The organism is Tardiphaga sp. 839_C3_N1_4 (assembly GCF_051811045.1).
In the GTDB taxonomy this organism is placed as follows: domain Bacteria; phylum Pseudomonadota; class Alphaproteobacteria; order Rhizobiales; family Xanthobacteraceae; genus Tardiphaga.
This window is the reverse complement of record NZ_JBPWQD010000001.1, coordinates 1,468,426-1,491,415: the sequence shown is the minus strand read 5'-3', so window position 1 is coordinate 1,491,415 and position 22,990 is coordinate 1,468,426. Positions and strand designations below refer to the sequence as shown.

Below are 22,990 nucleotides of genomic sequence, written 5' to 3'. Positions count from 1 at the left end.
CACGGTCTGGACGCTGCAGAAAAAGATCAGCTCTTCTTGCTCATGACGAAGCGTGCAATTCCCTCGATGGAATCCAGGTTCTCAGGCAAGAGCTCGCTGTCTTCGACCGTGATGCCGAAGGTCTCCTCGATGAATCCGATGACCTCGAGCACTCCCGTCGAGTCGATGATGCCCTGGTCGAGCAGCGATGTGTCGACCTCAAGCGAGTTCGCTTGGGCAACGTAGAAGTTCGACAGCAAGAAATCGCGAACTTGCCTTCGATAGGTCTCGAGCGGTTCCCTGACTAGCAGCATGTTTCAACTCCAATGCGTAAAGAAAAGTCACGATCGGATCATTCGGATATCGACTCCTGCAGTGCTCTCTTGTTGAGTTTTTCTGTATTTGTTCGCGGCAGGCTGGGCACGATCACAATACACTTCGGCACCATGAAGCTTTCGAGGCGTCGCTGGCACTCTTTCTGAAGCTGCTTCTCGCTCAGAGTTATTCCCTGATCGATGACGACAAACGCTTTGACCGCCTGCCCGAGGAGCTCGTCGGGAACGCCAATGACCGCAGCTTCCCTTACGCCCGGAATATCCATCAGTACGTTCTCCACTTCCTTGGGAGCGATCTTCTCGCCTCGGGACTTTATGATCTCGTCGCTGCGGCCAACGAAGTAGAGGTAGCCTTCCGCGTCCATCCGGCAGTAGTCACCGGTGTACAGAACCTGCTCGCCTGGCAGCGGACCGGGCTTGAGTTTCCTGGCCGTGGCCTCCGGCTTGCCCCAATAGCCTCGCATCACCGTCGCGCCGCGAATGACAAGCTGGCCGACTACGTCGGGGCCTACGCGTCTGTCGCGCTCGTCGACAATCCACATCTCTGTATTCGGGATGGCGATCCCAACGCTCAACGGCTTTCGATCGATATCCTCCGGCGGCAGAAAGGTGCAGCGCTTGCATTCAGTGAGGCCGTACATGGAATAAATGCGCGCATCCGGGAATAGATCCTGCAGCAGACGAATGTGCTTCATCGGCAGCGCAGCTCCGGTATTCGTGACATAGCGGATACTCGAGAGATCGTGTTCCTTGATCGACTTGAGCCCCGACAGCGTCGAGAAGATCGTCGGCACGCCGGGCAGGCCAGTCACCCGCTCCTCGGCGATAAGCCCGAGAATCTGTGCCGGAAAAGCGAACGACCGTTCGAGGATCAGCCGCGCGCCGGTGCGAAACGCCATGATCATTTGATACAGGCCGTAATCGAAGGCGAGCGGCAGGACGTTCAAAATGACTTCGTCTTCGCGTAGCGCGAGATACGAGGCGATCGACGTGCATGCGGTCAGCATGTTCCGGTGCGTCAGCATCACGCCCTTGGGGTCGCCGGTCGATCCGGAGGTGTACACGATGGCCGCGAGATCGATATCGATGCAGCGGCGCGCCGGCGGTGCGTCGTGGCTGGCGGCGCCTGCCTCGCTCCAGCGTACCGCATGGGGCAGCTCCGTCAGCTCGGCATCGTCGATGGGTCCGGAAACGATCACCCGGCGCAACGACGGGCATGCCTGCGCGGGCTCCTTGAATGTCGGAAATAGATGCTTGTCGGTGATAAGTGCCGTCGGCTGGCAATCATGAAGCAGGTAGCCAAGCTTGTCGCGCTTGGTGAGCGGATTGACGATGCACACCACGGCATTCGCCTTCAGCACAGCCCAGAAACTGACAACGGTCTCGACAGTGTTGTCGGCAAAGATAATCACCCGATCGCCACGTCCGACTCCGCTTGCGACCAGATAATTCGCGATTGCGTTGGAGCGCGCCTCCAGCTCACCATAGCTGACGCGATGCTTGCCACACACCAGCGCCACCTTTTCACCGAGATGACGGGCGGAATGGATGAGGTAATCATGCAGGAGCGGTACGGGACCATGCATCAGGAAAGGGCCCCCTCAACCCGGTGCTCGCGATCGATATCGACGGTCAGATCCAGAGCGTGGCGCCCGCCAGGGCGGCTTGCGACAAATTGTTGGTGCAGGAGCTGGGTCGATAGCACGCCGACCATCGCCATGTTGTCGGAGTTCGATAGATCGCCATTGCCGGTTGCGGCCTGTGTCCGGCACTTGCTCCGCAGGCGCGCGACCGCGTCAGGATCGAAGACGTTTGCTTCGCGAATAGCCGTTTCCGAAAGCGCGTCGTCGATATAGGCGGGCGTATCGCGGCCAACGAAACATAGAGCGTCGGGCGCGCGGAACGGCTGCTTCTTGCGGGCGATGATCTCCGACGGGACGATCGGCTCTGCGACGCGCTTCAGAACGTGCTTCTCGTCAAGGATGCGGAGCTTGTAGGCTGGCGGCAGTGAATTCGCCAGCGCGACAACGTCCTCGTCAAGGAAAGGAAAGCGTCCTTCAACTGAATGAGCCATGAGCATTCGGTCGCCCTGAGAGGATAGGAGGTATCCCGACAGCAATGTCTGGATTTCGAGATATTCATCCTGCGCAAGGGAACTCCATTGCGTGAATTCCGGAGGCAGACTGGCGATCAACTCGGAAACGGCATCGTGCCTGGCCGACTCCGCGCACATGTCGCTGGAGAACAGTCGTTTGATGCCGCTGGTCGTTCGCCAGCGGGTGTCATGCGCGAAGCCCGGCGCGGCGTGCTCCGACAGATTGCGCCCAAAAAACTGCCGGGCCATTGCCTGCTGCCGTACCGGCGAGCGTGTGAGATAAGGATAGAGACGCTCAAGCAGTCGCGCGCGGCGTGTCGAAGCGGGTTGCCGGCCCCAGAAACGGCGGACCTTGCCTTCGCGAAAGAGATCGTAGCCGGCAAACATTTCGTCGGCGCCTTCGCCGGACAGCACAACCTTGACGCCGCAGGCGCGCACCAGGCGCGACAGCAGGAACAACGGCGCCGGCGCCGTTCTCAAGATCGGACGCTCGGTGTGGTAGATGACCTGCGGAAAGATCTCGGCGATGTCGCTGCGCGAAACCACCACTTCATGGTGCTCACTCCCGGTGACACGGGCGACCAATCGCTGGAACTCGGTCTCATCATATTCGGCGTCAGCAAAACGCAGTGAGAAAGTCTGGAAGCGTTCGCCGGCGAAGTGGCATCCCATCGCCGCAATAAGCGAACTGTCGAGCCCGCCGGACAAATAGCTGCCGACGCTTACGTCGGAGCGCACCATTCGAAGCGACGTCGCGGATTCCAACGCGCTGCGCACCTGCTTCACGGCATCGTCGAGTGAACCGGCAAACTGGCCGTCGCGCGAACTGGACAATTGGGGATATCGCGGCTTCCAGAACGCTTTCTCGCGAACGTTGCCGTTTTCATAAATACGGAAATGTCCCGGGATGAGTTCCTTGATCCCTTGGAACACGCTCTGCGGCGGCACAACGGTCCAGAGCGTGAATGTCTGATCGATGCCGACTGGATCGAAGGTGCGGGGAATCGCTGCATCCGCCGCGAAGATGGCCTTCACTTCGCTGGCGAAATACAGTCGACCTTCGCGCTCGCAGAAATGCAAAGGGCAAATGCCGGTGCGATCGCGCGCCAACACCAGACGACGGGCTACCGAGTCCCAGATCGCGAGCGCCCACTGTCCGGTCATCCGCTCGAAGGCGTCCTCGCCCCAGGCCCGATAGGCGTTGACGATGACCTCCGTGTCGCTGCGGGTCCGGAACCTGTAACCAAGCCTGATCAGCTTCTCACGCAACTCAACATAGTTGAAGATTTCGCCGTTGAACACGATCCACGTCGTGCCGCTCGCGTCCGCGAGAGGCTGCTGACCACTCGAAATGTCGATGATGGACAAGCGGGCATGTGCCAATCCCGCGCGTTCGTCCCGGTATAGGCCGCGCTCGTCCGGGCCGCGATGGGCCAGCGCGCCGAGCATGCGCATCAAGGCTTCGCGGGAGGGGGGCCCTGCGGCGGCGCTTACTGACACTATGCCCGCGACACCGCACATGCAGGTCAGTCCTCGAATACTTGAGTGACGAGAAGGGGGCGTGCGTGGAGATAGCGCGTGACACGACGCTTGGCGTCAATATCCCTGAATACCAAATCGACCTGGGCTGCTGTCAGTCCAATAGCCTCTGCGACCTCGTCTGACGGAATCCTGTGATTCACTGCATAAAGGCACAGATCCATCTGGTGATAAGGCAGCGCAAAATAGAACTCCTCCTGGCTCTGCGGCATCGAGAACGTATCCGTGGTCGGTGGCCTGCGCTGGATCTCCTCCTCGACCTCGAGATATTCCGCGAGCTGATAGACCTGCGTCTTGTAGAGATGGGCGATCGGCATGACGTCAGCAATTCCGTCGCCCTGCTTGACGAAAAAGCCCAGGTCGTGCTCGAGACGGTTCGGTGTGCCGGCGACGGCGTATCGGAGGCGGTCGGCGTGGTAGTACTCCGTCATCTTGCGGACGCGCTGCTTGAAATTGGTCGCGGCGACGATCTGGAGATAGGCGTTTGACGAAAGACGAACGGTGCGGGTGTTGCCGTCGCGGCTCTGGACCGTGAGACGGGTGATATTCAATCCGTTGCTCGCGAAAACCGACGGTAGCACCAGCTTGCATTTCCAGCCGTCGTCATATTCGGGAACGACCGTCCGGATTGCCTCGATCTGCCGGCGATAGGCGCCGAGTCCCTCGAGAGCGGGCGATATGTCTTCCAACGCAGTGTCGATGCCCAGCTGCGCCGCCCAGCTGCGGCCGAGCCTCAGCGAGTCGTCCGAAGAATGGTGCTCGGGCATGAAGATGCCCAAGACCTTGTCGTTGCCGAATGCACGCACGCACAACGCCGCGACGACGGAGCTGTCGATGCCGCCGGAAAGACCAACGACGGCGCCGCGGCGCCCTAACACGCCCAGGACCTGCTGGCGTAGCGTCTGGACAATCCTCTCGACTTCGGCAGCGGGATCGAGCGCCAATACGTTATTGCCAAACTCCCGCGCAGTCGGAATGGGCGCAGCAAGGGTCATGACAGCGCTTTCCGCTTGCAAAATTCGGCCGGCGTGTAGGTTTGCACGACCGCACTTTCGACCAAGGGGAGGTTGGTGGCGAGGTAGGGCTCGACGACGAGCTCGATATGCGTACCTGCGACAGGGATCACGTCCAGGCTTGCGAGTGAGCAATCCCAGCCGAGCGATTGCGGCGCTCCATCTCGGTTGCAGCGAAACAGTGTAGCGCCGATCGGCAAAGACGACCTGGGCGACGCCAGCCATTGGTAGAAAGCTCGCGACCGCAACACCTCTTGCAGCTCAAGCCTAATTCGGAAGCAGGTGGCGTTGAACTTCCCTCGCGCATAGCGATGAAGCATCCAGGTAAGGGGGGCCTCGCCACCGATTGCTGCCGTAACCTTTGCGAGTGCTCGGCAGGCTATCCGCGAAATGTTCACCCGATTGGCGCGGAGCCGCCGCAACGTTCGGGCGAGCGTCTCCCGGTAATCGCGGCCCTCGTTGATAATCGCTGTATCGAGAATCCCCAGGAACTTGATGGACCGCCGTGCTTCCAGCAGCCGCGCCGCAACTTCGAATGCCACCACACCACCAAGGGAATGGCCGAGAAGGCGAACATGTCCGACGGGTTGGCTCCGGCGGATTTGCTCCACCGCGGCATCTGCCATGGAGGCGACCGTGTTATTTCCGGCGAGGATGCTCCCCAGGTCGGGGTATTTGATCGGGACGACCCGGGCGATCTTGCCGAGCCCCGCTGCAAAAGCGGCCATGCTCGGACCGTAACCGAGGGACCCCGGCAACAGGAACAGGATGGGACGCAGATCGGCTTGCACGCCCACGGCTTTGGCGGTTGCCTTCCCGGACACAATCGCCTTGACCATCTCCGCGGCTGTCATATCGAGCGCGAAGTGTGCGATCGAGAGCTCCAGCCCGGTGGCGCTCTCTATCTCCTGAATGCACCGCTGCAGCCTTGATAAATCGTCGGCTTCCTCCGAGGTTTCAGGCATGTTGGGAGTGTTGAAACTTGTGGACTGGGCATCCCGCACGATTTGATAGATCGTCGGCTCGCGTCCCTGCGCCCTCGACGGCCGCAGCCTCTGGTTGACGAACGGATCGGCCGGTCGTTCCGCTACTTCCGGTTGGAGATAAGTCCGAGCCATTGGTCACCTGCCGAGCCCAAGACTTGTTATCGCCGGCCATGGAAATTTCGACATCCTGCGTTTGAAGGACGTTGCCGACAGATGGGACAAAGGTGTGCCATTATGTCGCGGCGGGATTGCTGCTCGTCCTCACGAGCATGCGATGATTGAGGCGGCTTGGTTCCGTATTGCAGGAAAGTGGCAAGCCAGGCGCTGCGCTGAACATCGACTCGATATGAATGCCCAGCGCTGTGATGACGACTGGGGCAGGATGTCGTCCGGGACATGTTCAGAAAGGTGCCTGAGGACCGCACCTTCACCATGACCGGCCTGCTCCAAGCTGAGGCGAAGGAACTCTAGCTGTCGGGGATCATCAGAAGCGCTGCAACGAAGTACCGCATAGTAAAAGTTGTGGAACGGAGCAAGACAACCGGACTTGAGTCGATGACTTCACTCTGCGGAGGTATCGATGTGAGAGCAACGAAACTACCAGCAGTCAATCTGTTGCTGTGCCGCCGTTGCGGGGGGGCACGCACTCTTATCAAGATTGTGGCGCAGCCTAGAGCCAGTCTGCCCGGGGATCGTAGGACGTTCCGGTGTCCCAGCTGCATGTCGTCCCAGACCTACCAAATCAACCGGCACGGGGCGCAGCTACTGTCTTCGGATTGAGATGTAATTGGGCGGCTATGATCTGACTGGAAAATATCCGGACCAGATGTTCCTGATTCTCCAGCCAGCACGCTCAGCGTGCTCGCGCTCTGCGTCGTCTCCGCGTCGAGCGGATAAACTTCAGGTAGGTATGTCCGCGGCTGGAACCAAAAGTTGCGATTTTGATTCGCTGCTTTGCCCGGAGGTTGTACGTCGTCCCCGCACTACGCAGGCGCGCGTCCATAAGTAGTGAAATCGTGGCTATCAACCTCAGATGATCGCTCTTAACTGGCTGATATTGCAGGCCATCGAAAAAGAGAGCTTCGGTTCATTTTTGTCCAGTCAGAATGTCGCACCTTTACCAACGGTTTACATAATACCTACAAATTGCAGGAGCGGGACTTGATAACAAGAAAGTCATCGAACCCCGTGTTCGTCGCTCTGCCATTGCACTTCTGCTGACTGCTTCATTTCCACGACACCCCGCACATTGCGGACCAACGGTCGAAAACCGAGGGACCCTTCGTCATGCTCGCCAGCCTGTCTATTCGCGCCAAGATCACCATTGTTCTTTCATTTTTGCTGCTGGCGATGACGGGTCTCGGCCTGATCGCGGTTCGCAAGATGCAGGCGATCAACGCCAATGCGGTGGATATCCAGACCAGCTGGCTGCCGAGCGTTCGTCTGCTCGGTGATTTGCGCTCGGGCACGATCACCTATCGCAATGTGATCCGTCAGCACATGCTGTCCGAGACGCTCGAAGAAAAGCTGGCCAATGAGAAGACCTTGGAGACGGTGGTCACGAGCAACAACGGCATCCGTGCGAAGTATGAGAAGCTGATCACCTCGCCGGAAGAACGCGCGCTCTACGAGGAATGGAGCAAGCTCTGGGATAGCTACAAGAAGGGCACGCTCGATGTGATGGATCTGTCGCGCAAGAGCGCTGGCAAGATGCCACAGGAAGCCAATACGTTGAACACCAAGACTGTGAATCCGATTGGCCTGAAAGCTGACGAACTTCTGAACAAGGACATCGAGCTCAATCTCAGGGGCTCCGACACTGCCGGTGCAGACGCTCTCGCCAATTACGACGCTGCTTTCATGATGGTTGTCGCAATCCTCGTCGTCTCGGCCATGCTTGGTATTGGCATTGGCATCTATCTTGTGCGGGACGTCTCCAGCGGCATCGCATCGATCGTCAAGCCGATGCAGGCATTGGGCCAGGGCGATCTGACCGCCATCGTGCCGCATCAGGGCATGAAGACTGAGATCGGCACGATGGGAGACGCGCTGCAGATCTTCAAGCAGGCACTGATCGACAAGCGTGCGGCGGACGAAGCAGCAGCAGCCGATGCGGAAGCCAAGATCGAGCGCGGTCGCCGCGTCGATAGCATCACCCGCGAATTCGAAACGATGATCGGCGAGATCGTCGAGACGGTATCGTCGGCTTCGACCGAACTGGAAGCCTCTGCCAGCACGCTGACCGCGACTGCCGAACGTGCGCAGGAGCTGACAACGACCGTAGCAGCCGCTTCGGAGGAAGCCTCGACCAATGTGCAGTCGGTTGCTTCGGCGACCGAGGAGATGGCCTCGTCGGTGAACGAAATCAGCCGTCAAGTGCAGGAATCGGCCAGCATCGCCAACCAGGCCGTCGATCAGGCACGCCTGACCAACGATCGCGTCAGCGCGCTTGCCAGTGCGGCCGCTCGCATCGGTGACGTTGTCGAGCTGATCAACAACATCGCCGGCCAGACCAATCTTCTGGCGCTCAACGCAACTATCGAAGCAGCGCGCGCCGGCGAGGCTGGTCGTGGCTTCGCGGTGGTGGCATCGGAAGTGAAGGCGCTGGCCGAGCAGACGGCGAAGGCCACCGGTGAGATCTCGACGCAGATCTCCGGAATTCAGGCGGCGACGCAGGAATCGGTCGGTGCGATCAAGGAGATCGGGGACACCATCGGCCGGATGTCCGAGATCGCTTCGACGATTGCGTCGGCGGTGGAAGAGCAGGGCGCTGCGACCCAGGAAATCTCCCGCAACGTTCAGCAGGCAGCGCAGGGCACGATGCAAGTCTCGTCGAACATCACCGACGTGCAGCGTGGCGCCAGCGAGACCGGCTCGGCCTCCACGCAGGTACTTTCCGCCGCGCAATCGCTGTCTTCGGATAGCACGCGTCTGAAGGTCGAGGTCAGCAAGTTCCTCAACGCCGTACGCGCGGCCTGACGCTTCGAGATATCGAGACATTGAAGCCGGCGCGAGAGCGCCGGCTTTTTTCATGTTAGTTGCGCCGCCTGTCGTCCATTCGCTGGGTGTACTCTGTTTGTGCAGGTTACTGGCTACCGCGGGGCGGCGGTTATGTTGCCGCGCTTGTCGACTTTGTGCCCGAGGCAGCAAATCTCGCGTAACGTCCCGCGGCGTCTTGGCGATCTCTTAGTCATTTACTGCAATCGTTGTAGTACGCGCTTTTTGCACGGAGCGGCATACAGTCGTCGCTGCAAGTTATTTGGACCGGCGTTGCGTCTTAGAAAGAGACCATGACCCCTATCGATTATGAGTATTTGCAGAAGATCCTGAAAGATCGTTCCGGACTGATGCTATCGGCCGACAAGAAGTACCTGCTCGAAAGCAGATTGATGCCGCTGGCGCGTAAGGCCGGTGTCGCCGGGATCAGCGAACTCGTCCAGAAGATGAAAGCCGGTTCCGAGTCGATGATCTCGGATGTGGTCGAAGCCATGACCACCAACGAGACCTTCTTCTTTCGCGACAAGACCCCGTTCGAACATTTTCAGAACACGGTCATTCCCGACCTGATCAAGGCGCGCGCAGGCAAGCGCAGCCTGCGGATCTGGTGCGCGGCTGGCTCGACCGGGCAGGAACCATATTCGCTCGCCATGATCATGAAGGAACTCGGCGCCGTGCTGACGGGGTGGCGCGTCGAGATCGTGGCCACGGATCTCTCGCCCGAAGTGCTCGAGAAATCGCGCACCGGCATCTATACCCAGTTCGAGGTGCAGCGCGGCCTGCCGATCCAGTTGCTGGTGAAACACTTCAAGCAGACTGGCACGACATGGCAGCTCAATGCCGACATCCGCGCGATGGTTCAGTTCAAGCAGTTTAACCTGCTGCAGGACTACGCGCATCTTGGCAAATTCGACGTCATCTTCTGCCGCAATGTGCTGATCTATTTCGATCAGGCCACCAAGACCGAGATCTTCGGCAGGCTTGCAAAAGCCAGCGAACCTGACGGCTATCTGTTCCTGGGCGCAGCCGAGACCGTGGTCGGTCTGACCGACCGCTATCGGGTTTGCTCCAATCGTCGCGGTGTCTATCTGCCGGTGAGTGCGCAAGCGTCGCCATCGATCGTGCCCGATATGGGTGCCGGACTGAAGACGTCTCCCGCCAGTATGCGGGCGTAGGAGCGGTCATGGCAGAAGAAGCTGTAACGAACGGGCGCGTCATTTTCGGGCGTGGCTACAATGTCTGGATCATGGCTATCGACGGCACATGGCGGCGCAGTTGCGTGCTGAAGGCCGTGTCGAGTCATGATGCTGAGTTGATACTCGAGACGTCCATCGAGGGCCTCAATCTGAAAGAGTTCTTCCTGCTGCTGTCATCGACCGGACTTGCCTATCGCCGCTGCGAGCTGGTCAAAGTGAACGGCGCGCAGATCGATATTCGCTTCCTGAACACCAAAGGTAGCAAGAAGAAATCGCCGGCGAAGAGCGATCACGGCGATATGGCCGACGCCTGATCAGTCATCGGTCATCAGCGGCTGCGGCGCTTGTGTGTCGGCAAGGCTCGCGGACGGCTGCGATCAGGGCCGCGGCGGAAAAGGGTTTGCGCAGGCAGCTTGTGGCGCCAAGCTCAATCACCATGCGCAGGAAATCGGGGGGCGGTGCGGTGAATTGCGCGAAAGTGTAACCGGAGATCGCGATCAGCGGCACGCCTGCCTAAGCTGATGAAACGCGCGCACGGATTCGAACCCGCGCATTTGCGGCATGAAGATATCGACGACCATCACATCGAAGCTTGTATCTTCCAGCGCCAATAGACCGATCTCGCCACCATCGGCCAAGACGGTTTCGAAGCCCTCGCGTTCCAGTGTCAGCCTAATGACATGGACACGAGCGGGTCGTCGTCGACGACCAGAATGCGTTTCATGGCGGCGCCCCCGCGCGCTGGAGTGAGCCTGCAGTCACCCTCCACGCAACACGCAACCGTGACGCAACGAATCGCCGACGACGCCAAGTGTTTAGCCATTTCGCCGGAGGTGTCTGTCCAGATTTGCACACTTGGGGCATTTCGTTGTTGCCGGGTTGCACGCGTCATGTACATGGTCGGATATGAGCATGATGTTCGAAGAACTGGATTATCGCCCGACGCCGATGGGTGTCCTGACCCTGCGACGTCGGCGGAAGCCGGGCACGGACATCGATATCTTTGAGATCAAGCTCGGCGACGAATTTCTGATGTCGAGCGCATTCACGGCTGCCGAGATCGCACTGGCGGATATCGGTCTGGCGTCACTAACCGGAAGCGGGCTGGATGTCGTCGTTGGCGGTCTCGGTCTGGGCTACACCGCGCAGGCGGTTCTCGCGCATGAGAAGGTGGGCTCGCTCATTGTCGTCGATGCGTTGCCTGAAGTGATCGAATGGCACCAGGCCGGCCTGATCCCGATCGGCCGTGAATTGTCGGCGGACGGGCGCTGCCGTCTCGTCCATGGCGATTTCTTTGAGATGGCGACCTCGATGGGTGGTCATCTCGATCCCGACGAACCCGGTCGTCGCTTCGATGCGATATTGGTCGATATCGACCACGCGCCAGACAACCTGCTGCATCCGAGCCATGCTGTGCTCTATACGGCGGCCGGACTGCAGCGTCTGTCGGAGCATCTCAAGCCCGGCGGCGTGTTTGCGCTGTGGTCGAACGACCCACCAGAAGCTGCATTCACGGCCGTAATGGAGAGTGTCTTTGGCGCCGTCACCGCGCATGTCGTGGCCTTCGACAATCTGAACGCCGACGAGGAAGTGTCCAACACCGTCTATATCGGCACCAGGATCGAAGAGGCCGCATAGCGCGCGTTGCGCTATTCGGCGGCCTGTTTCGCTACCATCTGCTTGTCCGACCGGTTATCGTTGTCGCGCTTCGATCGTCCCCAGCCCGACATGATGTTGGAAAGCTTGTCGAGATAGACATAGACCACCGGCGTGGTGAACAGCGTCAGTGCCTGGCTGACGATCAGGCCGCCGACCATCGCATAGCCGAGCGGCTGGCGGATTTCCGAACCGGTGCCGGTGCCGAGCATCAACGGCACACCACCGAGTAGCGCTGCCATGGTCGTCATCATGATCGGGCGGAAACGTAGGAGAGCTGCCTTGCGGATGGCTTCCTCCGGCTCGAGATGCTCGTCGCGCTCGGCAGCAATTGCGAAGTCTACCAGCATGATGCCGTTCTTCTTCACGATGCCGATCAGCAGCACGATGCCGATCAGCGCGATCAGACTGAAATCGAAACCGAACGCCATCAGGATCGCCAGCGCACCGACGCCGGCAGAGGGCAGAGTGGACAGGATCGTCAGAGGGTGGATGTAGCTCTCATAGAGAATGCCGAGGATCAGATAGACCACCACCAGTGCAGCGAGGATCAGCAGCGGCACCGTCGAGAGCGATTGCTGGAATGCCTGCGCCGTGCCCTGGAAGGTGCCGCGCAGGGTCGACGGCGCGCCGATATCCTGCATGGCATTTTGCACAGCATCTGTCGCCTGTCCGAGCGCAACACCCTGCGCCAGATTGAAGCTGATCGTGATCGCCGGAAATTGTCCCTGATGGCTGATCGACAGCGGCCGCACCGGCACCGTCGTCCATTTGGCAAAGGCCGACAGTGGCACCATGTCGCTTGTCGTCGGCGACTTGATATAGATCTTGTCGAGTGAATCGAGCTTGCCCTGCATCTCGGGCAATATCTCGAGAATGACGTGGTAGCTGTTCAACTGCGTGAAATACTGGGCGACCTGACGCTGGCCGAACGCATCATACAGCGTGTCATCGATCAATTGCGGCTGGATGCCGTAGCGCGAGGCGTTGTCGCGATCGATGGTCAGCGTCAGTGTCGTGCCCTTGGTCTGCTGGTCGGTGGCGACGTCGCGTAGACCTGGCAGCGTCTGCATCTTGGCCAGAATCTTCGGCGCCCATTCGTTCAGTTCGGACAGGTTTGCATCCTGCAGGGTGTATTCGAACTGGGTGCGGGTGGCCCGGCCGCCGAGCCGGATATCCTGTGCCGCCTGCATGAATAGCCGTGCACCCTGGACCTTCTCCAGCTGCGGCCGCAGCCGCGTGATGATCTGTTGCGCGCTGGCCGAGCGTTCGTCGCGCGGCTTCAGCGTGATGAACATGCGCCCGGTATTGAGCGCGCCGCCGCTGCCGCCGATCGACATGGCGACGCTGGCGACGTCGGGATCGGCCTGCACGATCTTGCCGAGTTCTTCCTGATGGACCTTCATGTCGGCGAAGGAAATATCCTGCGACGCTTCGGAGGATGCCGTGATCAGGCCGGTGTCCTGCTGCGGGAAGAAGCCCTTCGGGATAATCATGAACAGATAGACCGACAGGACGAGCGTAGCGAAGAACACCATCAGCGTCGTCAGGCGCCAGCGCAGCACGAGGTCGAGGCCACGCTCATAGGCGCGCAGCAGAGCGTCGAAGGCATTCTCGCTGAGCTGATAGAGCCGGCCATGCTTGGCGTGTTTCTCCTCGCGCAGGAAGCGCGAGGCCATCATTGGCGTCAGCGTCAGCGACACCACCAGCGAGACGAAAATCGTCATGGTCAGTGTCACAGCGAATTCGCGGAACAGGCGGCCGATAATGCCGCCCATCAGCAGCAGCGGGATCAGCACCGCGACCAGCGAGACTGATATCGAGACAATGGTGAAGCCGATTTCACCGGCGCCTTTCAGCGCGGCAGCCATCGGTGTTTCGCCTTCCTCGATATACCTAGTGATATTTTCCAGCATCACGATGGCGTCGTCGACCACGAAGCCGACCGAGATGGTCAGCGCCATCAGCGACAGATTATCGAGCGTATAGCCGAACACCCACATCAGCGCGCAGGCGCCGAGCAGTGCGAGCGGTACGGTCACGCTGGGAATGACGGTGGCCCAGACGCTGCGCAGGAAGACAAAGATCACCATCACGACGAGGGCGATGGTCAGCAGCAGTGTGAACTGGACATCCTGCACGGCGGCGCGGATGGTCTGCGTGCGATCGCTCAGCACTTCGATCTTCACAGTCGGCGGGATTGCGGCCACCAGACGCGGCAGCTCGGCCTTGATCTTGTCGACGGTGTCGATGACGTTGGCGCCGGGCTGCTTGAAGATCACCAGAAACACGCCGCGCTTGCCATTGGCCCAGGCCGCCTGCTTGGCGTCTTCCGGGCCTGTCACCGCCGTGCCGATATCCCTGATCCGCAACGGGCCGCCATTGCGAAAGGCAATGATGACGTCGTTCCAGTCTTTCGATTCCGGCAACTGGTCGTTGGCGTAGATTGTGTAGCTGCGGGTCGCACCATCGATATTGCCTTTCGGACTGTCGACAGTGGTGATCGCGATCTGGCTGCGGATGTCCTCGAGTTGCAGCCCCTTGGCAACCAGCTTGGCGGGATCGATCTGGATGCGGATCGCCGGCTTTTGCTGGCCGCCGATCGTAACCTGGGCGACACCGGAGATCTGGCTGATCTGCTGCGCCAGTTGCGCATCGACACTATCGCTGACCGTCGTAATGGGCAGCGTGTCCGATGTCGCCGACAGCAGCATGATCGGCGAGTCGGCCGGGTTGACCTTGCGATAGGTGGGCGGGCTCGGAAGCGTCTTCGGCAATTGTCCGCCAGCGGCATTGATCGCGGCTTGCACGTCATTGGCGGCGCCGTCGATCGAGCGGTTGAGATCGAACTGGATCGTGACCGCGGATGTGCCGAGCGAACTCGTGGAGGTCATCTGCGCCACGCCGGGGATCTGCGCGAGCTGTCGCTCCAGCGGCTGCGCCACCGAGGATGCCATGGTCTCGGGACTGGCGCCGGGCAGGCTGGCGGCTACCTGGATGGTCGGAAAGTCGACCTGCGGCAAAGGCGCGACGGGCAGCAGGGGATAGGAGACCAGGCCGACGAACAGGATGCCGGCCATCAGCAATGAGGTCGCAATGGGAAAGCGAATGAACGGTGCTGAAATTCCTCCGTTCATGGCTATTCGCCTTTCGCCGGGCTGGCTGCGGATGTTGCGACCGATGTCGCCACCAGCACGCCCGGCTGCACTTTATATTGCCCGGCGACGATCACACGCTCGCCGGCGCTCAACCCGTCCTCGACCACGGTGCGGCCGTCCATGGAAGGGCCGACCTTGATTTTCTTCAGCTTGGCCTTGTTGTCGGCGCCAACCGCAAAGGCGTAGAGCCCGTCGGCGCCATGCTGAACGGCGTCGTCGGGAATGACGGTCGAATCCTTCAGCGTGGTCACCAGCAGCCGCGTCGAGACTGACAGGCCGGGCCACAGCACGTGGTCCTTGTTGTCGAATACCGCCTTCAGCCGGATCGTGCCGCTGGTCGTGTCCACCTGATTATTGACGACCGAGAGCGTGCCTTCCGATAGCACTCGCTTTCCGTCAGTCGTCAGTGCGATCACCTTGAGCGGACGTGCAGCGAGTGACTGGTTGATGTCGACGAGATTCTGTTCAGGCGCAGTGAAGATCACCGCAATCGGTTCGATCTGCGCGATGGTGACGATACCGGTCTGGGTCGCGGCATTGACGATGTTGCCCTTGTCGACCTGACGAAAGCCGACGCGGCCGGAGATCGGCGCCTTGATCGTGGTGTAAGCGAGCTGGGTCTGCGCATTCGAGATCGCGGCATCATCGGCTGCGATCTGTGCATTCAGTTGCTGCACGGTGGAGCGTTGTGTGTCTGTCTGTTGCCGTGTCGCGAATTCGCCGAGTTTGGTGAAGCGCTGCAAATCCAGATTGGCATTGGCGAGATTGGCTTCGTCCTGCGCCTTCTTGGCCTTGGCCTGATCGAACGCCGCCTGGAACGGCCGCGGATCGATCTGCGCGAGCAGGTCACCCTCCTTGACGATCTGTCCTTCGGTAAAAGCAATGGTGTCGATCTGACCATCGACACGGGTCCGCACGACGACGGTATTGAAACCCTGCACGGTGCCCAAACCGCCGAGATAAACGGGGAAATCAGCTTTTTCGACAGACGCAATTTTCACCGGGACGGGAGCAGGGCCGCGCGGTTTGTCGGCATTCGCCTGCTGTGCTTCGGTAGTCGTGTAATGGCGCCATGCGATGGTTCCGCCGGCGGCAAGCAGCGCCAGAACGATCAGCCCGGTCCATCGAAAACGGATAAGCGTTGTCATGGTGATCTCATCAATCTCTTGGCACCCACTGACACGGACATGCGCGTCCAATGCACGCCCGCTTGGGTGGCTCTTGATCAGCTAGGTCTCGACTCAAATGCTGTAAACACACGACCGCTTGAACGCGTGCTTCATTGCCAAATCTTCATGTTCACCATGATTTACGCGTGATTTCTCGCATCGTTCCAACAGGACACTGCGCCTCGTTTTATGCGGCGTCTTGGACAATCCATCGGCGCAGTGAGAAGCGCCTGGTGTTGTAACTGCGCGTCGTATCCGCCATAGCCTCGTCGAAGCCGGCATCGCGGCTTGTAAATGTAATCGATCCGGAGCGGCACATGGATGAGTTGAATGGGCGGATGATCGCCTGTCAGATTTTGATTACCGGATTGATCGCGCGGGTGGCCAATGACTCGCCAGATCCGCTGCGCTTCCTGACCGACTATCGGGACGAGATCAAAGCCGTCGTGCGTGGCATCAACATCGCCGGGATGGAGAATACGGATCGGGTGAGGCAGTCGGCGCTTCAGACCGTCGACGAGATGTTCTCGCTGATGAAGCCGCCGAGCTCGGATTGAAAGATTTCAATATTGGCCGCATTTCCCGCGGATCTGTGGCGCCGCCTCCTCGGTCGCGGTCAAAGATTAGAATGGTTTTAACACCAGTTTAGAATCGTTTTTATCTGGATGTATTCAAGCGTGTAATCGTCTTGATTCCGCCCGAATGTGTTGACGCTCCAGCGAGTGCCAAGCTACCGCTGCGTCGAATTGGCGCAGAATTAGCTGCGTATGAGACGGCAGGGGCAGGTTTTATGGGTTTTGCGAAGATTCCATCGTCGTTGCGTTCGAGCGTCACGGCGACCACCAACGAGCGATCCGATAGCAATCACTCTGCCCGCAAGACCTCTGCTGTTGCCGGGATGATTGCCGTCGCCTCGTTCGGCGGCGCGGAAGCCCAGCAATCGGTACTCCCACCGGTGACGGTCGATGCACCGGTCGCGCGGCCCCGTCCCGCGGTGCGCCCGACACCCGATCAGATACGCGCGGGAACTGCACTGCGACGTGCCGCACGCCGCAGCCAGCCAGTGCAAGTGGCGCCGGTGCCCTATCCGAATGCAGGCGGTCTCGCGGCAGACGCCAATCCCTATGCCGACGCTGCAGCGCCTTATAAAGGCGACCGGCTTGCGGGAACCAAATTCTCCGAAAAGCTGATCGACACGCCGCGCACGGTCACGGTGCTGACCAAGGAAATCCTCGAAGACAAGAATGCAACGAGCCTGAAGGAAGTCGCGCGTACCACGGCTGGTGTCACGCTCGGTACGGGGGAGGGCGGCAACGCTTTCGGCGATCGCTTTTTTATCCGCGGATTCGATGCACGAAACGACATCTTTATTGACGGTGTGCGCGATCCGGCCATCAGCATTCGTGAAAATTTCTTCACTGAGCAGGTCGAGATTCTACGTGGCCCGGCGTCGTCCTTTGCTGGTCGTGGCACGGCAGGTGGCGCCATCAATATCGTGACCAAACAGGCCGGTGACCGTAATTTCCAGAAGGTCGAAACGACCTATGGCACCGATCAGACCAAGCGGATTACCTTTGACGTCAATCAGGTCGTCAGCCCGACCTTGAGTCTGCGTAGCGGCGGACTTTATCAGGATGCCGAAGTGGCTGGCCGGAACTACGTGACGGACGATCGCTGGGGCGCATTCGGCGCTCTGAAATGGACGCCGACGGACGCCTTCAAGGTCACAGCAAACTACGTCCACACAGATCTCAGCGGCCTGCCGGATTTCGGCGTACCCTATAACCGCACGGCGCGTGCGCCCGTTACCGACATTAACGTGCCGCGGGAAACCTATTACGGCTTCGTCAACCGTGACTTTCAGAAGGCCCGGCAGGATTTCGGTACAGTGATCGGCGAATTGAAGATCACGCCCGATATCACGCTCACCAACAAGACCCGACTGGAGCGCTCGATCCTCGACTACGTTGGAACACTGCCGAGCAACGCCACGGCAACTACTGCGACGCTCTCCGCGCAGAGCCGCTACCAGGTTACGGATGTGGTCGCCAACGTCACGGACGCGACGTTCAAGTTTGACGCCTACGGAATCAAGAACACGCTGGTGACCGGCGTCGAGATTTCGCAGGAAAGCGTTATGCGCGATAACTATACGGGGCTTACGTCGGAGCTGAACGGCATTTTGACCGGTACCCAGCTCATCGTGCCGATCGCCAATCCGCCCAACCTGTTCCCATTCAACAATGCGCCCCAGCGCGCCAACAATCCGACCAACATTAACGTCGACACCAAGGCGGCTTACGCCATTCATACGGCGAACTTCCAGGACGTTGTGATCCTCAACGGGGGCATCCGCTACGACGACTATGAGATCAACGGCTCTAACCGGACTTCAAGTACGGGCGTGAAGACCGGCATGGTCAATTACAACCTTGGCGCTGTCCTGAAGCCGGTGCCGTATGGCAGCCTGTATGGCGCCTTCGCCACATCGTCCAATCCGGTCGGTGCGGAACTCGATGCGACTGGCACGGCGTATGGCGGACTTGTAGTCAACAATACAACTTTCCAGGCCTTGGCTCCCGAAGAAAACCGATCGTCGGAAGTGGGCACCAAGTGGGAGCTGTTCGATCGCCACCTGTTGGTCACCGCGGCGCTGTTCGAGACCGTCAAGAGCAATGCTCGCGAAACAAGCGGAAATGACATCATTGCTGGTGCGCAATATCGCGTGCGCGGTGTCGATCTTGGTATGGGCGGCAAGATCACCCCGCGCTGGAGCATGTTCGCCGGTGCCGTGTTCATGGAATCTAGGGTACTGAAGTCAATCGATCCGACGCAGGTCGGCGCGCAACTCGCCAATATCGCGCACGAATCCTTCAACTTGCTGACCAAGTATCAGATCACCGAGCCATGGGAGATTGGCGGGCAAGCAACCTATGCTTCGCAGATCTACGGTGGCACTTTCGGTGCGGTTAACGGAAACGTGTTGCCGTCGCACTGGCGGTTTGACGCCTTTACAGAGTACAGGTTCGACAAGCACCTGAAGGCGAAAGTATCGGTCAACAATATCTTCGATACGGTCTATTACGACGCATTCTATCGCAGCAATACGCCGTTCACGTTCATCGCGCCGGGGCGGTCCGTCTGGTTTACTCTGATGGGGTCACTGTGATCGTCTGTCGTTATGCTGATCTGCATCCCTGATGTCCTGAGCAAAAGTGATGTGGCGGAGTTCCGCCGCGTCATGGACGCGGCCGGTTGGGAAGACGGCCGCTCGACTGCGGGCGCGCAGTCGGCACTGGTCAAGAGGAACGAGCAATTGCCACCGGACAGCGATGTGGCTCGTGCACTCGGCAATCGCATCATCTCGGCACTGACGACGAACCCGCGGTTCTTATCTGCAGCAATTCCGCTGCATATCTTCCCGCCGCTGTTCAATCGCTACGTCTCGTCGGACGGACATCACTTCGGCGTGCACGTCGACAATGCAGTGCGTGGCGATCATCTGACCGGCATGCGTATCCGCACTGATCTGTCCGTGACATTGTTTCTCTCCGAGCCCGAGGAATATGAGGGCGGGGAGCTTGTCATTGAAGACAATTACGGCTCGCACGAGGTGAAGCTGCCGGCCGGCCACCTCGTACTTTATCCTGCTTCCAGTCTGCACCTTGTAACGCCTCTAAGGGCAGGTATGCGCGTAGCGTCTTTTTTCTGGCTACAGAGCATGATACGTGATGCTCATGCGCGCAGCATGATCTTCGATCTCGACAGCGCGATTCAGAGCCTAGTTGAACGTCTCGGAAGAGACGACCCAGAAACGGTCAAATTGACGGGCATCTATCATAATCTCATCCGCTACTGGGCCGAGGTATAAGCTTGTTTAGAACCGTTCTTAAGTCGCTGGCTGTGCTGGCAGTGGTCGCGTTTGCTTCGCCAATCATTGCGCAGCAGGCTGCAAAGCCCGCGGCGCCAGTGGTTACTCAAGCAGCCCCCGTGGCAGCGCCGACGCCGGTAGCTGCACAGCCAAGCAGTCCGGCGGCGAGCCCGGCCGCTTCCACAGCTCTTGCTAGCCCGGTGGCGGAGGCCGCGCCCCGGCCGATGGTCGCGACGGGTGAGCACGATCTGTCGCCCTGGAAGATGTTCATGGGCGCCGACATCATCGTCAAAGCGGTGATGGTGGGTCTGGCTTTCGCCTCGGTCGTCACCTGGACGGTCGGTATCTTCAAGATGATGGAACTGAGCTGGGCCATGCGTCGCCTGAAGGGCGCGCTCCGCAAGATCGGTGAATCGCGTTCGCTGTCCGAAGCGCAGATGGCGCTGGGCGAGCGTGGTACGATCCTGTCGCGCCTGTTGGCGGCGGCGATGCGGGAAGGACGGATGTCCGCCGGCATTTCGAGCGACGAAGGCATCAAGGAGCGCGCCGCGTCGAGTTTCGGCGAAATCGTTCGCGCTGAAGGTCGCAAGGTGCGTACCGGTATGGGCATCCTGGCGACCATTGGCGCAACGTCGCCGTTCGTCGGGCTGTTCGGCACCGTGTGGGGCATCATGAACAGCTTCATCGGCATCTCGAAGTCGCAGACCACGAATCTCGCCGTCGTCGCGCCCGGCATCGCCGAAGCGCTGTTGGCGACCGCCATCGGCCTCGTTGCGGCGATCCCGGCGGTCATCATCTACAATCACTTCTCACGCGTGACGAAGGCCTACATGGAAATCGTCGGCCGTGCGCAGGGCGCCGCCGGTCGTCTGCTGTCACGCGATCTTGATCGCACGCATTCGAGTTCACACGCACGCGCAGCGGCTGAATAATCATGGGTATGTCGCTTTCCGAAGGTGCAGACGACGATGATGATTTCGGTGAAAATCACGAAATCAACGTCACGCCCTTCATCGACGTCATTCTGGTTCTGCTGATCATTTTCATGGTGGCCGCGCCGCTCTCGACGGTGGATCTGCCGATCAATCTGCCGTCCTCCACGGTGACGCCGCAGAAGAAGCCGGACAAGCCGACTTATGTGAGCATCAAGCCGGATCTCGCGGTCGCGATTGGCGAGAACATGGTCAAGCGCGTCGATCTGGTGCGTCAGCTCGATGCGATGGGCGATGGCAACAAGGATCGGCCGATCTTTCTGCGCGTCGATCGCGCGGTGCCCTATGGCGAATTCTTCGATGTGATGGAACGGCTGCGTGCCGGTGGCTATCAAAAGACCAAGCTTGTTGCACTGGAAGGTGTTCCGGATGGCGCTGCGGCATCGCCGGTGCCGACCGCTGCACCTGATGCACCGAAGCCCTGACGTTACGGAAACGCTATGTCCGAGCTTGATGGAAAGTCGTCCTGGCGACTGTGGCTGATCGCGGCGCTTGTCGCGGTGCTTCTGCATGTCGGCGGCATCGCTGCGGCTGTGTTCGAGATGCAGCAGGAAGAGGACGACGACGGCCTCGGCGCCAATGCCATCGAAGTCGGGATGGAAATGGTGTCGCCCGACGTCGAGCCGACCGATCTTCCGCAGGGCCCGGATTCGGAGGCTTCGACCGCATCTCCGGCCGTTCAGGAGCAGAAGGCTGTCGAGAAGCAGAGCGATCTCCCCAAGGAGACGCCGCACGAGAGCGAAGAACCCGATCAGGTCGTGACCGAGAGCAAGGCGACCAAGCCGGAAGAAGAGACACCCGAAAAGGCACAAAAACAGCAGCAGGCGTCGCAGGAATCCGTCGCGTCGGAGGCCGCCGCGCAGCAGAAGCTCGATGACTCCAAGGCTGGCGAGAAAGCACAGGCGCAGCAGGGCGGCATCGGCACCGATAAGAAACGCCTATCGACAATCTGGTCCAAGCAGCTCAGCGCCTATCTCGAAAAGAACAAGCGCTATCCGCAGGAGCGCCAGCAGAAGACGGCCGAAGTGACGGTGAATTTCGAGATCGACCGCGTCGGCAAGGTCCTGGCTGTGCGAGTCGTGAAGGGCTCCGGTGACGCCGCATTCGACGAGGCCGCGGTTGCCATGGTCCGCCGCTCAGACCCGCTGCCGGCGCCGCCGCCGTTGATCGCCGACGACGGCCTGAGCTTCACCGTGCCCGTGATCTTCCGCGTCAAGGGCAAGGGCTGACGAGAAGGGTGACTTAGTAGGTCGCCCGTCCGCCCGAAATATCGAACACCGCGCCGGTCGAGAAGGCGCAGTCTTCCGAGGCCAGCCACGCAGCCATCGCGGCCAGTTCCTGCACCAGTACGAAACGTCCTTTCGGAATCTTCGACAGCATGAAGTTGATATGCTGTTCCGTCATCTGGTCGAAGATCGCCGTCTTCGCGGCAGCAGGCGTGATGGCGTTGACGTTGATCTCGTGGCCGGCGAGTTCCTTGCCGAGCGACTTGGTTAGCGCGATCAGGCCGGCCTTCGATGCCGAATAGTGCGAGGCGTTCGGATTGCCTTCCTTGCCGGCGATCGAGGCGATGTTGACGATGCGGCCGTAATTCTGCTTCAGCATCACAGGGACGACGGCCTTGCAGCACAGGAACGGGCCGTCGAGATTGATGCGCATCACCTTGCGCCAGTCGTCGTAATCGATCTCCCACACCGGCTTGTTGAATCCGGTAATGCCGGCATTGTTGACCAGGATATCGATCTTGCCGAACTCTTGAAGCGTCGCATCGCGAGCTTCGTCAATTGAAGCCACGTCGGTGACGTCGACTTTGAGGGCAATCACTTCGTCGCCGATTTCGCTCGCCGTTTTTACGGCCAGGTCAATATCCTGATCCCAGATCGCCACCTTGGCGCCGGAAGCGACGAAACGTTCGGTGATCGCGCGACCAAAGCCCTGGGCGCCGCCCGTGACCACGGCGTAGCGGCCGTTCAGATCGATCTTGTTCATGATGCGATGTCCTCG

18 protein-coding genes and 1 pseudogene are annotated in these 22,990 nt (G+C 59.9%); 10 read left to right on the top strand and 9 right to left on the bottom strand.

Annotation, left to right across the window (positions count from 1 at the left end):
* Window positions 1-26 precede the first annotated feature (26 nt).
* The 5 genes from AB8A38_RS07480 to AB8A38_RS07460 are packed head-to-tail and all read right to left on the bottom strand — an operon-like array spanning window position 27 to window position 6,079.
* Window positions 27-293: an acyl carrier protein gene (locus AB8A38_RS07480; RefSeq protein WP_439085559.1), complete on the bottom strand. Its 267-nt coding sequence runs from the start codon at window positions 291-293 to the stop codon at window positions 27-29.
* A gap of 38 nt (window positions 294-331) precedes the next feature.
* Complete coding sequence (locus AB8A38_RS07475) at window positions 332-1,900, bottom strand: class I adenylate-forming enzyme family protein (protein WP_439085558.1); 1,569 nt, start codon at window positions 1,898-1,900, stop codon at window positions 332-334.
* Complete coding sequence (gene asnB, locus AB8A38_RS07470) at window positions 1,900-3,930, bottom strand: asparagine synthase (glutamine-hydrolyzing) (RefSeq protein ID WP_439085557.1); 2,031 nt, start codon at window positions 3,928-3,930, stop codon at window positions 1,900-1,902. Before asnB ends, AB8A38_RS07475 begins: the two co-directional genes overlap by 1 nt.
* Window positions 3,931-3,935: 5 nt before the next feature.
* A complete protein-coding gene (nadE, locus tag AB8A38_RS07465) occupies window positions 3,936-4,943 on the bottom strand; it encodes an NAD(+) synthase (RefSeq protein WP_439085556.1) in 1,008 nt (335 codons plus the stop codon).
* On the bottom strand, window positions 4,940-6,079 hold the full coding sequence (locus tag AB8A38_RS07460; protein ID WP_439085555.1) for a thioesterase domain-containing protein: 1,140 nt from the start codon (window positions 6,077-6,079) through the stop codon (window positions 4,940-4,942). Before AB8A38_RS07460 ends, nadE begins: the two co-directional genes overlap by 4 nt.
* Window positions 6,080-7,234: 1,155 nt before the next feature.
* Here AB8A38_RS07460 and AB8A38_RS07455 point away from each other — a divergent pair.
* The 3 genes from AB8A38_RS07455 (at window position 7,235) to AB8A38_RS07445 (ending at window position 10,454) form a co-directional block, all read left to right on the top strand.
* Entirely contained in the window at window positions 7,235-8,926 is a 1,692-nt protein-coding gene (locus tag AB8A38_RS07455; RefSeq protein ID WP_315841685.1) for a methyl-accepting chemotaxis protein, read from the top strand.
* Window positions 8,927-9,237: 311 nt separating this feature from the next.
* Complete coding sequence (locus AB8A38_RS07450) at window positions 9,238-10,119, top strand: CheR family methyltransferase (RefSeq protein ID WP_439085554.1); 882 nt, start codon at window positions 9,238-9,240, stop codon at window positions 10,117-10,119.
* 8 nt (window positions 10,120-10,127) lie between these two features.
* On the top strand, window positions 10,128-10,454 hold the full coding sequence (locus AB8A38_RS07445; RefSeq protein ID WP_315841687.1) for a PilZ domain-containing protein: 327 nt from the start codon (window positions 10,128-10,130) through the stop codon (window positions 10,452-10,454).
* A 4-nt stretch (window positions 10,455-10,458) separates the two neighbouring features.
* Here the strand turns inward: AB8A38_RS07445 and AB8A38_RS07440 are convergent.
* A pseudogene (locus AB8A38_RS07440) lies at window positions 10,459-10,864 on the bottom strand (response regulator).
* Window positions 10,865-11,052: 188 nt separating this feature from the next.
* Here AB8A38_RS07440 and AB8A38_RS07435 point away from each other — a divergent pair.
* On the top strand, window positions 11,053-11,778 hold the full coding sequence (locus tag AB8A38_RS07435; protein WP_439085553.1) for a spermidine synthase: 726 nt from the start codon (window positions 11,053-11,055) through the stop codon (window positions 11,776-11,778).
* 11 nt (window positions 11,779-11,789) lie between these two features.
* Here the strand turns inward: AB8A38_RS07435 and AB8A38_RS07430 are convergent, their stop codons facing one another.
* Window positions 11,790-14,933, bottom strand: a complete 3,144-nt coding sequence (locus AB8A38_RS07430) for a multidrug efflux RND transporter permease subunit (RefSeq protein WP_439085552.1) — start codon at window positions 14,931-14,933, stop codon at window positions 11,790-11,792.
* Window positions 14,934-14,935: 2 nt separating this feature from the next.
* Window positions 14,936-16,102, bottom strand: coding sequence for an efflux RND transporter periplasmic adaptor subunit (locus tag AB8A38_RS07425; RefSeq protein WP_439085551.1), 1,167 nt, complete (start codon window positions 16,100-16,102; stop codon window positions 14,936-14,938).
* A gap of 338 nt (window positions 16,103-16,440) precedes the next feature.
* Here AB8A38_RS07425 and AB8A38_RS07420 point away from each other — a divergent pair, with 338 nt between their 5' ends.
* The 6 genes from AB8A38_RS07420 (at window position 16,441) to AB8A38_RS07395 (ending at window position 22,215) form a co-directional block, all read left to right on the top strand.
* Window positions 16,441-16,680, top strand: a complete 240-nt coding sequence (locus AB8A38_RS07420) for a hypothetical protein (RefSeq protein WP_092151341.1) — start codon at window positions 16,441-16,443, stop codon at window positions 16,678-16,680.
* 233 nt (window positions 16,681-16,913) lie between these two features.
* Window positions 16,914-19,292 (top strand): TonB-dependent receptor, encoded by a 2,379-nt coding sequence (locus tag AB8A38_RS07415; protein ID WP_439085550.1) that lies wholly within the window; start codon window positions 16,914-16,916, stop codon window positions 19,290-19,292.
* A 12-nt stretch (window positions 19,293-19,304) separates the two neighbouring features.
* Window positions 19,305-19,994, top strand: coding sequence for a Fe2+-dependent dioxygenase (locus AB8A38_RS07410; protein WP_315841692.1), 690 nt, complete (start codon window positions 19,305-19,307; stop codon window positions 19,992-19,994).
* Window positions 19,995-19,996: 2 nt separating this feature from the next.
* Window positions 19,997-20,926 (top strand): tonB-system energizer ExbB, encoded by a 930-nt coding sequence (gene exbB / locus AB8A38_RS07405; protein WP_439085549.1) that lies wholly within the window; start codon window positions 19,997-19,999, stop codon window positions 20,924-20,926.
* A gap of 2 nt (window positions 20,927-20,928) precedes the next feature.
* A complete protein-coding gene (gene exbD / locus AB8A38_RS07400; protein WP_439085548.1) occupies window positions 20,929-21,411 on the top strand; it encodes a TonB system transport protein ExbD in 483 nt (160 codons plus the stop codon).
* Window positions 21,412-21,426: 15 nt separating this feature from the next.
* A complete protein-coding gene (locus AB8A38_RS07395; RefSeq protein ID WP_231080908.1) occupies window positions 21,427-22,215 on the top strand; it encodes an energy transducer TonB family protein in 789 nt (262 codons plus the stop codon).
* A gap of 13 nt (window positions 22,216-22,228) precedes the next feature.
* On the opposite strand, the gene AB8A38_RS07390 is transcribed toward AB8A38_RS07395, so the two are convergent.
* Window positions 22,229-22,975 (bottom strand): SDR family NAD(P)-dependent oxidoreductase, encoded by a 747-nt coding sequence (locus AB8A38_RS07390; RefSeq protein WP_439085547.1) that lies wholly within the window; start codon window positions 22,973-22,975, stop codon window positions 22,229-22,231.
* Between the last annotated feature and the right edge of the window lie 15 nt (window positions 22,976-22,990).

What these genes read in the sequence shown, in the direction of transcription:
- AB8A38_RS07480 (WP_439085559.1), bottom strand. Translation starts at nt 293, where the DNA reads ATGCTGCTAGTCAGGGAACCGCTCGAGACCTATCGAAGGCAAGTTCGC.
- AB8A38_RS07475 (WP_439085558.1), bottom strand. Translation starts at nt 1,900, where the DNA reads ATGCATGGTCCCGTACCGCTCCTGCATGATTACCTCATCCATTCCGCC.
- asnB (WP_439085557.1), bottom strand. Translation starts at nt 3,930, where the DNA reads ATGTGCGGTGTCGCGGGCATAGTGTCAGTAAGCGCCGCCGCAGGGCCC.
- nadE (WP_439085556.1), bottom strand. Translation starts at nt 4,943, where the DNA reads ATGACCCTTGCTGCGCCCATTCCGACTGCGCGGGAGTTTGGCAATAAC.
- AB8A38_RS07460 (WP_439085555.1), bottom strand. Translation starts at nt 6,079, where the DNA reads ATGGCTCGGACTTATCTCCAACCGGAAGTAGCGGAACGACCGGCCGAT.
- AB8A38_RS07455 (WP_315841685.1), top strand. Translation starts at nt 7,235, where the DNA reads ATGCTCGCCAGCCTGTCTATTCGCGCCAAGATCACCATTGTTCTTTCA.
- AB8A38_RS07450 (WP_439085554.1), top strand. Translation starts at nt 9,238, where the DNA reads ATGACCCCTATCGATTATGAGTATTTGCAGAAGATCCTGAAAGATCGT.
- AB8A38_RS07445 (WP_315841687.1), top strand. Translation starts at nt 10,128, where the DNA reads ATGGCAGAAGAAGCTGTAACGAACGGGCGCGTCATTTTCGGGCGTGGC.
- AB8A38_RS07435 (WP_439085553.1), top strand. Translation starts at nt 11,053, where the DNA reads ATGATGTTCGAAGAACTGGATTATCGCCCGACGCCGATGGGTGTCCTG.
- AB8A38_RS07430 (WP_439085552.1), bottom strand. Translation starts at nt 14,933, where the DNA reads ATGAACGGAGGAATTTCAGCACCGTTCATTCGCTTTCCCATTGCGACC.
- AB8A38_RS07425 (WP_439085551.1), bottom strand. Translation starts at nt 16,102, where the DNA reads ATGACAACGCTTATCCGTTTTCGATGGACCGGGCTGATCGTTCTGGCG.
- AB8A38_RS07420 (WP_092151341.1), top strand. Translation starts at nt 16,441, where the DNA reads ATGGATGAGTTGAATGGGCGGATGATCGCCTGTCAGATTTTGATTACC.
- AB8A38_RS07415 (WP_439085550.1), top strand. Translation starts at nt 16,914, where the DNA reads ATGGGTTTTGCGAAGATTCCATCGTCGTTGCGTTCGAGCGTCACGGCG.
- AB8A38_RS07410 (WP_315841692.1), top strand. Translation starts at nt 19,305, where the DNA reads ATGCTGATCTGCATCCCTGATGTCCTGAGCAAAAGTGATGTGGCGGAG.
- exbD (WP_439085548.1), top strand. Translation starts at nt 20,929, where the DNA reads ATGGGTATGTCGCTTTCCGAAGGTGCAGACGACGATGATGATTTCGGT.
- AB8A38_RS07395 (WP_231080908.1), top strand. Translation starts at nt 21,427, where the DNA reads ATGTCCGAGCTTGATGGAAAGTCGTCCTGGCGACTGTGGCTGATCGCG.
- AB8A38_RS07390 (WP_439085547.1), bottom strand. Translation starts at nt 22,975, where the DNA reads ATGAACAAGATCGATCTGAACGGCCGCTACGCCGTGGTCACGGGCGGC.